This is a genomic window from Candidatus Stoquefichus massiliensis AP9 (assembly GCF_000455285.1).
Lineage (GTDB): Bacteria > Bacillota_I > Bacilli_A > Erysipelotrichales > Coprobacillaceae > Stoquefichus > Stoquefichus massiliensis.
In genome coordinates this window covers 207,516-218,995 of the sequence record NZ_HG005288.1, presented here as the reverse complement: position 1 = coordinate 218,995, position 11,480 = coordinate 207,516, and the positions used below count along the sequence as shown (strand labels likewise).

Below are 11,480 nucleotides of genomic sequence, written 5' to 3'. Positions count from 1 at the left end.
ATAGTGGGAATGCGGCTAAAGAACTTCAATATAATTTAGCATTAAATGGATTGCTTTGTGTATCCATGAATGAATTTAATCATCAAGTAAAGTATATTCAAGAGGCAACACATCAAACCTTGATTATCATTTATTCATTATCAGGTGAATATGTATTGGATAATGTCTATTCGCGTTATTATCATATGTTACCAGTTTTAAAGAAAAGTGAGGCAAAAATATATGTGCTAACAAATAATAGAGATGTTCAATCTTTATCATATATTGATCAAGTTATCTATGTTCCTATTTTGCATCGTTTATACCAATATACTTTTCAATGTTTGAACGATTTGATACTCATGGAATATCAAAAAAGCCTATTTCTAAAATAAGGAAATTTAATCTTTTATAAGAAAATGATAGTAAAATAGAGAGAAAGGAGATGAAAAAAAGATGAAAATACGTGATAAATGTTTACCCTGTTTAGTGAATCAGGTCATCAAGGTAGCATATATGACAGAGGTTACCAATAAAGAAGCATTATATCATAAGGTTTTTGAATATTTAAGTCATCTTGATTTTGATTTCACAAATCCAGAAATTATTGGTCAAACATTCCAAATGGTTAAAGATATTATGGGTAATGATGATCCATATCGTGATATTCGTCATTTTTATAATCAGATGTTTCTAGAACATAGAAGATCATTTCAAGAGAAAATAGAACAGTCAAAAGATGAATTTACAACTGCTGTTAAATATGCAGTGATAGGAAATATTATTGATTTTAACCCAGTTCATAATCATGATATTAAAGATATTATGAAGTGGTTTGAAAACGTTGATCAGTTAGATTTGACAATTAATCACGTTGATGAGTTAAAAACAGATTTAAAGAATGCACATACATTATTGTATTTAGGTGATAATTGTGGAGAAATATGTTTGGACTATTTATTCATTGAAAAAATAAAAGATATGAATCCACAACTGGATATTTATTTTGGTGTGAGAGGAGAACCTGTCGTTAATGATTCTATTGCAGAAGATGCATATTATATTGGAATGGATCAATATGCTAAAATTATCAGTAATGGCGATTGTTCGTTAGGAACAATTTTAAAGAGAACAAGTCCTGAATTTCAGGATGTTTATCAGAATGCTGATGTTGTGATTGCTAAGGGGCAAGCCAATTATGAGAGTTTAAGTGAAGAAGTAGAGAAAAATATTTATTTTATGTTAATGGTCAAGTGTGATGTGATTAGTGAAGATATTGGTGTTCCTGAAAAATCTATGGTTTGTTTGAATTTTGGACATGAATAACTGAAAATATATCTATTTTTAATTTGTTTATTGATGTTTTTGAAGGAAGGTAAGAACTTTTTATAAAAAGTTCTTTTTTTATTATTGAATTTGTGCTAAAATGGTAAAAAATGAGGTGGTATTTATGAAAAAAACAATTTTAAACATACAATTTCATCACCATCATTGGAGCATGTAGGGTTATATCTCATAATAGATACAACCCATTTTGCATATGTTAAATTTGGGTGTATCTAATGACTTAGGGATAAACAGACGAGTCATTAAGACTCGTCATTTTTTTATAAGAAAGGGGAATGACAATGGAAGAGTTTAAATATTTAATACCAGAAGAAAGTATTGATGCGATTATGAACAATGTTGCATCATTGCGAGAAATAGAAGGACATTTAAGAGATGTCTTTAATAAACATGACTATTTGGAGGTATTGATGCCTTCATTTGAATATGTTGATTTATATAATGATATGGATATAGGGATTGAAGAAGAAAAAATGTTTCAATTTATCAATTATGATGGAAAACGTGTTGCTTTAAGAGCTGATTTTACTGTTCCGTTAGCACGACTTTATAGCAGTCAAAATGAAAAAGGTGAGAAACGATATGCTTATTTTGGAAAGGTCTATCGTAAAGAAAAAAGACATAAAGGAAGAAGCAGTGAGTTTTTTCAGGCAGGTATTGAATTGTTAGGAAAACCTGGTTTTGAAGGTGACTTAGAATGTTTAAGCATTATTCAGCAGACATTGCAGTATTTACAATTAAAAGAAGTGAAGATTGAAATGAGTTCAGCTAAATTTTATAAACGTTTATGTACTTTGGTCGATGATTCAACCTTCGTAGAAATTTTACAAAAAAGAGATATTTCTGCAATGCAGTCTTTAATTGAAAGAAAAAATATACAGAGCCCTTTAAAAGAATTATTAATCAAATTACCTGGATGTTTTGGTGATATTATTGTCTTAAATCAAATGATTGAAATGATACAAGATCAGGAGTTAAAAGATGCTTTGATTGAATTAAAGGATTTAAATGAAAAACTAGATGTCAAGAGTCAAGAATGTTTTAGTTTTGATTTGGCTATGACACCTAGTATGAAATATTATACGGGTATTATGATTAAAGGATATTCACCATATGCTGCGGAACCCATTATTAATGGAGGAAGATATGATCATTTAATGAGTCATTTTCATAAAGATGTTCCAGCCATAGGATTTAGCTATGATTTAAGTCATATCTTAAAAGCTCTTGAAAAGGAGGAAGAAGCCAATGCTTAAAATTGCAATTACTAAAGGACGTATTGAAAAACAAGTTTGTCAATTATTAAAAGCCAATGGTTTTGATATGGATCCGATTATCAATAAAGATCGTGAATTACTTATTGAAACAAGTGATGGTTTATCAATGATATTTGCAAAAGCAAATGATGTTTTAACTTTTTTAGAACATGGTATTGTTGATGTTGGTTTCGTTGGTAAAGATACTTTGGATGATAGTGATTTTCATGATTATTATGATATGTTGGATTTACAGATAGGGAAATGTTATTTTGCAGTGGCTGCTTATCCTGAATATAAAACGAAAGAATTTAAAAGAAGAAAACGTATTGCTTCTAAATATACGCATGTTGCTAAAAAGTACTTTAGTTCTAAGCAAGAAGATGTTGAAATTATTAAATTAGAAGGTTCTGTGGAACTAGGACCAGTTGTTGGATTGAGTGATGCGATTGTTGATATTGTAGAAACAGGATCAACACTCAAAGCGAATGGCTTAGAAGTCATTGAGAAGATTAGTGATATTTCAACGAAAATGATTGTGAATAAAGTCAGTTTAAAGTTTAAAAAAGATGAGATATTTCAATTAATGGATGGACTGAAAGGGGAAGAATAAAATGTTAAAGAGATTAGATTTTAAAGGAAATTATGAAGAGATTGCAGTAAAATTTTCAACACGTAAAGCAGAGATTTCTAAACAAGTCAATGATGCAGTGAATGATATTATTGAAGATGTGAAGAAAAATGGAGATAAGGCTTTAATGAAATATTGCCGTAAGTTTGATGGTTTTATGATTGAAGATCCACAGGAGTTTATTGTTTCTAAACAAGAAATATTAGAAGGTGTTTCCAGTGTTGGAAAAGATTTTATTCATATTCTTGAACGTACGAAACAGCAAATTACGGATTTTCATCAGCATCAGGTAGATAAATCATGGTCTTTATATAAAGAAAATGGTGTGATGATGGGACAAATCGTTCGTGGTTTAGAAAATGTTGCTTTATATGTACCAGGAGGTACCGCAACTTATCCATCAACTGTTATGATGAATGCCATTCCTGCAAAGTTAGCAGGTGTTAAAAATCTGGTTATTATTACACCAGTTAAAAAAGATGGAAAAGTGAATCCGACAATCCTTGCTGCAGCATATGTCTGTGGAATTGAGAAAATCTATAAAGTTGGTGGGGCACAAGGTGTTGCTGCAGTAGCGATTGGGACAAATACAATTCCTAAAGTGGATAAAATTGTTGGGCCAGGGAATATCTATGTTGCGACTGCAAAGAAAAACTGTTATGGCATGGTTGATATTGATATGGTAGCCGGACCTAGTGAAATCTTGATTATTGCTGATGAAACTGCTAACCCAAAATATATTGCTGCTGATTTAATGAGTCAGGCTGAACATGATAAATTAGCCAGTGCTATTTTAGTGACGACTTGTCCACCATTAATTGCACAAGTGAATGAAGAATTGGAACGTCAAATGAGTTATTTATCAAGAACAGACATTATTAAAGAGTCGCTTGAAAATTATGGTGGTGTGATTGTTGTAGATAATATTGAAGAAGCATTCCATGTTTCCAATTATTTAGCACCAGAACATTTAGAAGTCTTAGTAGAAAATCCAATGAATACATTACCACTCATTCAAAATGCTGGTTCTATATTCTTAGGAGAATATACACCAGAACCATTAGGTGATTATATGTCAGGAACAAATCATGTTTTACCAACTGGTGGAACTGCAAAATTTTATAGTGCATTAGGAGTCTACGATTTTGTTAAATATTCATCTTACAGCTACTATCCACAACAAGTCTTATCAACATTTAAAGATGATGTCGTGAAGTTTGCTAAATTAGAAGGGCTTGATGCTCATGCTAATAGTGTAGCTGTCAGATTTGAGGAGGAATAATATGCGTACATGTACAATTGATAGACAAACAAAAGAAACGCAAATTCACATATCTTTAAATCTAGATGGAACTGGAGAAGCGACTATTGATACAGGTGTAGGTTTTATGGATCATATGCTTGAGTTATTTGCCTTTCATAGTGGAATTGATTTAGAAGTACACTGTTTTGGTGATTTAAAAGTTGATAGTCATCATACAGTTGAAGATTTAGGTATTGTTTTAGGAAAATGTATTTTAAAAGCTTTAGGGGATAAAAAAGGAATTATGCGTTATGGTCAAATGAGTATTCCAATGGATGAAGCCCTTGTCACAACAACACTTGATTTGAGTGGACGTCCTTATCTTGTCTATAATGCAACATTACCAATGATGATGCTAGGAAATTATGAAACAGAAATGACCAAAGAATTCTTTAAAGCAGTGAGTGACAATGCATTGATGACATTGCATATTCAAGAAGTCTATGGAGAAAATACACATCATATTATTGAGGCTATGTTTAAAAGCTTCGCAAGAGCTTTAAAACAGGCGATTACAATTGATGAAAAGAATAAGGATTTGGTTATATCTTCAAAAGGGGTTTTATAGGAGGAAATAAAATGGTTGTCATTATTGATTATAATGTTGGAAATCTAAAAAGTGTTCAGAATGCATTTTTAAGAATTGGGGTACAGACAATTGTCAGTCGTGATCATGATATCATAAGAGAAGCTGATGGGATTGTCTTGCCTGGTGTTGGGACATTCCCTGTTGCAATGGAAAATTTACAGAGATATGATTTGATTGATATTTTAAATGAAAGAAAAGAAGCAGGTATTCCTCTTTTGGGCATTTGTTTAGGAATGCAGATATTATTTGAAAAGGGTTTAGAGATTAAAGAAACACAGGGGTTAGGCTTTCTTAAGGGTGAAGTGAAATTAATGGAAGTTGATGATAAAATTCCTCATATGGGATGGAATGAATTATGTTTTCAACAAGATCATCCACTATTGAAGAATATTAAAGAAAGAGATTATGTCTATTTTGTTCATTCATTTATGGCTTATCCAGCTGATGATGAATTGATAGCTTATTGTGAGTATGGTGGCCAGAAAGTAACAGCTATGGTTGCTAAAGATAATGTGATGGGATGTCAATTTCATCCAGAAAAAAGTGGTGAGGTTGGAAAACAAATTCTCCTTGCCTTTAAGGAGATGATTGTATGATATTAATACCAGCTATTGATTTAAAAGATGGTGAGGCTGTCCGTTTATATAAAGGAGATTACCAGCAAAAGACAGTTTATTCAACACAACCTGAAGATATTGCTTTAGCATTTGAAAAAATGGGGGCAGATTATTTACATGTTGTTGATTTAGATGGGGCAAAAGAAGGAACAACAAGTAATTTAGAAACAATTCAAAAAATAAGAAATATATTATCTATTCCTATGGAATTAGGTGGTGGTATTCGTGATATGAAAACTGTTGATTTATATCTTAACGATATAGGGATTGATCGTGTTATCTTAGGCACTGCGGCTATTGAAAATCCTGAATTTTTAAAGGCAGCACTGCAAAAATATGGACCACAACGTATTGTGGTAGGAGTAGATGTGAAAGATGGTTATGTTGCAACTGCAGGATGGCTCGTCAATACGCAAACACATTATTTAGAATTCTTGAAAGAATTAGAAAAAATAGGTGTTCAATATATTGTCTGTACTGATATTTCTAAAGATGGAACATTAACAGGTCCTTCATTTGATTTATATGAAGATATTTATCAAAACAGTTCTCTTCAGTTTGTTGTCTCTGGTGGGATTAAAGATGCAGCAGATATTTACAAAGTCAATGAAAAGGGTTATTATGGGTGTATCGTTGGAAAAGCCTATTATGAAGGAAAGATTGATCTGAAAGAGGTGATAACATGCTTGCAAAAAGAATCATCCCCTGTTTAGATATTAAGGATGGGAAAGTTGTCAAAGGTGTTAACTTTGTTGGTTTAAAAGATGTTGGTGATCCTATTGAAATTGCTAAACGCTATGATTTACAATGTGCGGATGAAGTTGTATTCTTAGACATTACAGCAACTTATGAAGAACGTGATATTATCAAAGATTTGATTCAAAGAGGTGCAAGTGAATTATCCATTCCATTAACTGTCGGAGGAGGAATTCGTACGCTTGATGATTTCCGTATGATTTTATCAAGTGGGGCTGATAAAGTTTCTGTTAATTCTGCTGCTATTAAAAATCCACAATTAATTAAAGAAGCTTCTGATGAATTTGGTGTACAATGTGTTGTTGTGGCAGTAGATGCCAAACAACGTGAAGATCATAGTGGTTATGATGTTTATATTGCTGGTGGAAGAGAAAACACAGGGTTAGATCTTATTGAATGGGTGAAAAAGTGTGAAGCATTGGGAGCTGGCGAAATTTTATTAACATCTATGGATCGTGATGGGACACGTGATGGTTTTGATATTGAAATGTTAAAGGCAGTTATTGCTGCTGTATCTATTCCAGTGATTGCCAGTGGTGGCTGTGGTGGTATAGATGATATTGTGAATGTTTTTAAAGAAACCAATTGTGATGGCGCATTAGCAGCATCTTTATTTCATTATGGAGAAGCAACGATTGACCAGGTAAAAGAAGAATGTATAAAACATGGAATACCAGTTAGGAGAAATATATGAGACCAGATTTTGAAAAGGGGAATGGTTTAGTTCCAGCGATTGTGCAGGACTATCAAACCAAACAAGTTTTAATGCTTGCGTATGTAAATGAGGAAGCATATAAGAGAATGTTAGAAACAAAAGAGACTTATTATTATTCACGTTCAAGAGATGAATTATGGCATAAAGGAGAAACATCAGGACATTTTCAATATATTAAAGGCATGTATTTAGATTGTGATGAAGATACTTTATTAATCTATGTAGAACAAATAGGTGCTGCTTGTCATACAGGGACCTATTCATGTTTCTTTAATGAAGTATTGCCCTATTATTTATCAGAAAATATTTTTCATGATTTGTATGATGTGATTGCTGATCGTGCTGTCCATCCGATTGAAAAATCTTATACAAATTATCTTTTAGAACAAGGAATTGATAAGATTTGTAAGAAAGTTGGAGAAGAAGCCAGTGAAACAATCATTGCAGCTAAAAATAATGATAAAGAAGAGCTCATTGGTGAAATTGGTGATTTATTCTATCATACTTTTGTTCTGATGTATCAACAAGGTATTACAGTTGAAGATATTGAAAAGAAGTTAAGTGAAAGACATCAAATTGCAGGAAATAAGAAAGATTTCCATACAAGAGGAGAATACTAATGAAGAATATGGTTACCAAATATGTATTCACATTATTTGGTTTATTGGTCATATGTACATTGATTCATTTTAGTGCTATTGCACCTATGATTGAAAGTTTATGTATTGATGATATATGCAGTGGAGTAATGAGTGGCTTTTCATTGCTTATTGCTGAACCTATTATTTGCGTTTTAATTGTTGTTTGGCTGATTAATCGCAAAGAGAACCAATATTATGATTCAATTTCGTAAAGCAACAGAAGATGATATTGAGTTACTTGTAACATTACGTATTCGTGATTTAAAGATGTTTTCTTTTCAAGAAATACAAATTGAAACAATCAATCAAATAAGACTATTTTACCAAAAGAAAATGAAGGAGCATTATTGCGAAACAATTCTAGGTTATGATCAGGAATATCTAGTTGCAACTGCAACGCTTTATCAATATGATGTTATGCCATCAAATAAGAATCCTTATGGGAAAGTTGGACAGTTGACAAATGTATGGGTACATGATCATTATCATCATCAAGGACTTGCAACGGAGATGATTCAATATTTCATCAAGAATTATCAAAATAAAGTTGGAATGATATGTTTAAATTCTTCGTTAGAAGCAGTTTCATTGTATGAAAAACAAGGATTTCAAAGGAAAGGGAATTATTTTGTATTCTATACAGAATAATTCTTTTTTTCTTGTTTATACTAAGTATACTTAAGGAGGTATAGTGAATATGAAATTTGAAGAAAGTCAAACAAAAGAGAATTTAATGCGTGCATTTGCAGGAGAATCACAAGCGAGAAATCGTTATACATTTGCTGCTGGAGTTGCGATTAAGCAAGGACATCACATGATTGGTGATGCTTTTCTTTTTACTGCTAATCAGGAAAAAGAACATGCTGAAATCTTTTATAATCACTTAGAAGCAATGGCTGGTCAAACAATTTATATTGATGGTGGATATCCTGTAGATTTATCTCAGGATGTGAAAACATTACTAGAGTATGCAAGACATAATGAATATGAAGAGTTTGAAGATGTTTATCAGAATTTTGCTGAAGTTGCAACACAAGAAGGATTTTTAAAGGTTGCTCAGGATTTTAAGAACATTGCTGATATAGAAAAAACACATGGTGATCGTTTTGATCAATTGGCTAAGTGGATGGAAAACAATGAACTTTATCATTCAAATAGTAAAATACAATGGATGTGTTTAAATTGCGGATTTATTTTTGAAGGAACACAAGTTCCTGAAAAATGTCCAGTCTGCAATCATGATCAAGGTTATTTCATTCGATTAGAATATGCACCATTTACAAAATAAATGCCTTTTAGGCATTTTTTCTTTGTCTTTTCTTAAGGCAATGATAAAATAAGGATAGGAGCGTGAATACTGATGAATATATTTACATTATTAAAAATAACCAAAGATTTTACCAATAATGAAAAAGCCATTGCTCAATTTATTTTAGATCATCCTCATGATTTCTTAAATATGAATACAAAACAAATCAGTGATGAATGTTTTGTATCAACATCAAGTATTTATCGTTTATGCGATAAATTAAATCTTTCGGGATTATCAGAACTCAAAGTCAAAATATCTGGTTCTATTGATAGTTATTTAAAAGGACATTCAGATTTGGATTTTAACTTCCCAGTACGTCAAAATCAGACACACTATGAAATCATTCATAAATTAAAAGAAGATTATGATCAGACAATTCTTGCAACATCTGAACTTTTTCAATTAGATCAATTAAAACATGCTGTGAATGCTATGAAAAAAGCCAAAGTCATAGATATCTATACATCAGCAGGGAATATTCCATTTGCATTAAACTTTCAGTTTCAAATGTTAGAGATTGGTATCCATGTACATGTTCCTATCGATGAATATCAACAGCAATTAATTGCTGTATCCAGTGATGAAACTCATTTGGCAATTATGATTTCATTTGAAGGAAGAGGATTGCTTGCTCATACGATTCCAGCTCATCTTAATAAAAATAAAACACCTATTATATTAATATCTTCACCAAATTATTCACCAAATGACTTTACCTATGATTATCATTTATATATGTCTAATCATGAAGATCATTACTGTAAGATTTCTTCATATTCAACAAGATTATCATTACTTTATATTTTAGATATTTTATATACATGTTATTTTGAAAGGGATTATGATAATCATTTAGAAAAGAAATTAAATGATTATCATAAGATGACAAGACATGAATAGATTGAGAAAAAATTATTTTCGTTTGTATTATTAGTGAGTAAATATGATAAAAAATTACTAAATCAATATCATCTATTGAGATTGCTTGGGGATGTTATATAATTGATGCATGTAAGGAGGAAAAATTATGGATATGAGAGCTATTATGTGTGATGTAGATGGAACATTATTAACAAGTCAGCAGGTTGTTTCACCATTCACAGTAGAAATGATTAAAGCGGCTAGAGAAAAAGGTATTTTATTTGGTTTATCTACAGGAAGAGATGTCAATAGTGTACAAACTTTACTAAAAGATTGGGGAATTGATGGTTTAGTAGATGCAATTGTAGGAACTGGTGGAGCAGAAATCTATGATTATGTACTCAATATTGAAAAATCAAGTTATCCACTAGATGGTGAATTAATTAAAGATATTATCAAACATTATGAAGATATGGATGTTAATTTTGCGATTCCATATGATGGTGTCTTATTTGCTCCAAAAGATGATCGTTATATTCAAACATTAGCAAGGGATGATAGAGTTCCTTATCAAGTAGTAGATTTTGATGAATTTTTAAAAGAACCTAAACCTAAATTAATTATTATTTGTGATCCTGAATATATGGATAAAGTCATTGCAAGAAGTCAAACATTCTCTAATGATAAATTCAAATCATCTTCATTAAAAACAGCAAGTGTTTTATATGAATATATGGATCCAAGAGTAACAAAAACACATGGTTTAGAGGAAGTTATGAAATTACATGATATTTCAATGAAACAGTTATGTACATTTGGTGATGCAGATAATGATTATGATATGACATTAAATGCAGGTGTCGGTGTTGTCATGGCTAATGGAAGTGAAAAAACAAAGAGTGTTGCTGATTTTATAACAGATGATAATGATCATGATGGTATTGGTAAATTTATACAAGAAAATATCTTATAAAATAAAAACCAGTTCAATTTGCTGGTTTTTTGCATGGTTGCGTGATAGTTGGTAAATATGTTGATATATTCTTGTTATGATGTGATTGATAGGGAGGGATTATATGGAACTTAATGAAAAAATAGCTACACTTAGAAAGAGTCATGGTTATCGCAGGAGACTTTAGCAGATATCCTTGGCGTAACACGTCAGTCAGTCTCAAAATGGGAAACAGGATTATCAAAACCTAATACGAAATGTATGCAGCAACTGTACGATGTTTTTCACATTTCAATTGAGAATTAACAAAGCCAGATGCTAAGATAGGCATTGTTTATGATTCTAAAAATATTCTTCAGCAACTTGTGAATAAGAGAAAAAGAATTATCATCACTTTATTGATAAGTTTTGTGATAGTCTTTTTAGTAGCGTTATATTTCAAATATACACAGGAAAATCAAAATTTAGCATTTATTATTGCAATGGTATCTATCATATTCATATTTGTAATCTATTTAATT

15 protein-coding genes and 1 pseudogene are annotated in these 11,480 nt (G+C 31.1%); all 16 read left to right on the top strand.

All coding sequences use genetic code 11. From position 1 onward, the window contains the following. Nucleotides 1–374 (top strand): hypothetical protein (locus tag BN350_RS18870; protein ID WP_044600223.1); only part of this gene is annotated, 374 nt, incomplete at its 5' end. 61 nt (nucleotides 375–435) lie between these two features. Further along, nucleotides 436–1,305: a damage-control phosphatase ARMT1 family protein gene (locus BN350_RS08945; protein ID WP_028043293.1), complete on the top strand. Its 870-nt coding sequence runs from the start codon at nucleotides 436–438 to the stop codon at nucleotides 1,303–1,305. 302 nt (nucleotides 1,306–1,607) lie between these two features. Then, nucleotides 1,608–2,582, top strand: coding sequence for an ATP phosphoribosyltransferase regulatory subunit (locus BN350_RS08940; RefSeq protein ID WP_028043292.1), 975 nt, complete (start codon nucleotides 1,608–1,610; stop codon nucleotides 2,580–2,582). Then, complete coding sequence (hisG, locus tag BN350_RS08935; RefSeq protein WP_028043291.1) at nucleotides 2,575–3,195, top strand: ATP phosphoribosyltransferase; 621 nt, start codon at nucleotides 2,575–2,577, stop codon at nucleotides 3,193–3,195. The genes BN350_RS08940 and hisG overlap by 8 nt, the downstream gene beginning before the upstream one ends. A 1-nt stretch (nucleotide 3,196) precedes the next feature. Continuing rightward, nucleotides 3,197–4,495, top strand: coding sequence for a histidinol dehydrogenase (gene hisD / locus BN350_RS08930; protein WP_028043290.1), 1,299 nt, complete (start codon nucleotides 3,197–3,199; stop codon nucleotides 4,493–4,495). A 1-nt stretch (nucleotide 4,496) separates the two neighbouring features. After that, nucleotides 4,497–5,084: an imidazoleglycerol-phosphate dehydratase HisB gene (hisB, locus tag BN350_RS08925; RefSeq protein WP_028043289.1), complete on the top strand. Its 588-nt coding sequence runs from the start codon at nucleotides 4,497–4,499 to the stop codon at nucleotides 5,082–5,084. An 11-nt stretch (nucleotides 5,085–5,095) separates the two neighbouring features. Continuing rightward, on the top strand, nucleotides 5,096–5,701 hold the full coding sequence (gene hisH / locus BN350_RS08920; protein ID WP_028043288.1) for an imidazole glycerol phosphate synthase subunit HisH: 606 nt from the start codon (nucleotides 5,096–5,098) through the stop codon (nucleotides 5,699–5,701). Beyond that, nucleotides 5,698–6,435: a 1-(5-phosphoribosyl)-5-[(5-phosphoribosylamino)methylideneamino]imidazole-4-carboxamide isomerase gene (gene hisA, locus BN350_RS08915; protein ID WP_028043287.1), complete on the top strand. Its 738-nt coding sequence runs from the start codon at nucleotides 5,698–5,700 to the stop codon at nucleotides 6,433–6,435. The genes hisH and hisA overlap by 4 nt, the downstream gene beginning before the upstream one ends. After that, nucleotides 6,405–7,172, top strand: a complete 768-nt coding sequence (gene hisF, locus BN350_RS08910; RefSeq protein ID WP_028043286.1) for an imidazole glycerol phosphate synthase subunit HisF — start codon at nucleotides 6,405–6,407, stop codon at nucleotides 7,170–7,172. The genes hisA and hisF overlap by 31 nt, the downstream gene beginning before the upstream one ends. Continuing rightward, complete coding sequence (hisIE, locus tag BN350_RS08905) at nucleotides 7,169–7,813, top strand: bifunctional phosphoribosyl-AMP cyclohydrolase/phosphoribosyl-ATP diphosphatase HisIE (protein ID WP_028043285.1); 645 nt, start codon at nucleotides 7,169–7,171, stop codon at nucleotides 7,811–7,813. Before hisF ends, hisIE begins: the two co-directional genes overlap by 4 nt. Then, nucleotides 7,813–8,046, top strand: coding sequence for a hypothetical protein (locus tag BN350_RS08900; protein WP_028043284.1), 234 nt, complete (start codon nucleotides 7,813–7,815; stop codon nucleotides 8,044–8,046). Before hisIE ends, BN350_RS08900 begins: the two co-directional genes overlap by 1 nt. Continuing rightward, on the top strand, nucleotides 8,030–8,482 hold the full coding sequence (locus BN350_RS08895; protein WP_044600222.1) for a GNAT family N-acetyltransferase: 453 nt from the start codon (nucleotides 8,030–8,032) through the stop codon (nucleotides 8,480–8,482). Before BN350_RS08900 ends, BN350_RS08895 begins: the two co-directional genes overlap by 17 nt. A 49-nt stretch (nucleotides 8,483–8,531) precedes the next feature. Beyond that, nucleotides 8,532–9,122: a rubrerythrin gene (gene rbr / locus BN350_RS08890; protein ID WP_231385257.1), complete on the top strand. Its 591-nt coding sequence runs from the start codon at nucleotides 8,532–8,534 to the stop codon at nucleotides 9,120–9,122. Between the two features lie 72 nt (nucleotides 9,123–9,194). After that, nucleotides 9,195–10,046, top strand: coding sequence for a MurR/RpiR family transcriptional regulator (locus BN350_RS08885; protein WP_028043281.1), 852 nt, complete (start codon nucleotides 9,195–9,197; stop codon nucleotides 10,044–10,046). A gap of 127 nt (nucleotides 10,047–10,173) precedes the next feature. Then, on the top strand, nucleotides 10,174–10,980 hold the full coding sequence (locus BN350_RS08880) for a Cof-type HAD-IIB family hydrolase (protein WP_187117125.1): 807 nt from the start codon (nucleotides 10,174–10,176) through the stop codon (nucleotides 10,978–10,980). A gap of 159 nt (nucleotides 10,981–11,139) precedes the next feature. After that, nucleotides 11,140–11,265: pseudogene (locus BN350_RS21850) on the top strand (helix-turn-helix transcriptional regulator); the annotation flags it as partial. Nucleotides 11,266–11,480: the final 215 nt, after the last annotated feature.

Excerpts from the sequence above, each read along its gene's own strand:
- BN350_RS08895 (WP_044600222.1), top strand. The coding sequence starts at position 8,030 with ATGATTCAATTTCGTAAAGCAACAGAAGATGATATTGAGTTACTTGTA.
- hisF (WP_028043286.1), top strand. The coding sequence starts at position 6,405 with ATGCTTGCAAAAAGAATCATCCCCTGTTTAGATATTAAGGATGGGAAA.
- BN350_RS08945 (WP_028043293.1), top strand. The coding sequence starts at position 436 with ATGAAAATACGTGATAAATGTTTACCCTGTTTAGTGAATCAGGTCATC.
- hisH (WP_028043288.1), top strand. The coding sequence starts at position 5,096 with ATGGTTGTCATTATTGATTATAATGTTGGAAATCTAAAAAGTGTTCAG.
- rbr (WP_231385257.1), top strand. The coding sequence starts at position 8,532 with ATGAAATTTGAAGAAAGTCAAACAAAAGAGAATTTAATGCGTGCATTT.
- hisD (WP_028043290.1), top strand. The coding sequence starts at position 3,197 with ATGTTAAAGAGATTAGATTTTAAAGGAAATTATGAAGAGATTGCAGTA.
- BN350_RS08940 (WP_028043292.1), top strand. The coding sequence starts at position 1,608 with ATGGAAGAGTTTAAATATTTAATACCAGAAGAAAGTATTGATGCGATT.
- hisA (WP_028043287.1), top strand. The coding sequence starts at position 5,698 with ATGATATTAATACCAGCTATTGATTTAAAAGATGGTGAGGCTGTCCGT.
- hisB (WP_028043289.1), top strand. The coding sequence starts at position 4,497 with ATGCGTACATGTACAATTGATAGACAAACAAAAGAAACGCAAATTCAC.
- BN350_RS08900 (WP_028043284.1), top strand. The coding sequence starts at position 7,813 with ATGAAGAATATGGTTACCAAATATGTATTCACATTATTTGGTTTATTG.
- hisIE (WP_028043285.1), top strand. The coding sequence starts at position 7,169 with ATGAGACCAGATTTTGAAAAGGGGAATGGTTTAGTTCCAGCGATTGTG.
- BN350_RS08885 (WP_028043281.1), top strand. The coding sequence starts at position 9,195 with ATGAATATATTTACATTATTAAAAATAACCAAAGATTTTACCAATAAT.
- BN350_RS08880 (WP_187117125.1), top strand. The coding sequence starts at position 10,174 with ATGGATATGAGAGCTATTATGTGTGATGTAGATGGAACATTATTAACA.
- hisG (WP_028043291.1), top strand. The coding sequence starts at position 2,575 with ATGCTTAAAATTGCAATTACTAAAGGACGTATTGAAAAACAAGTTTGT.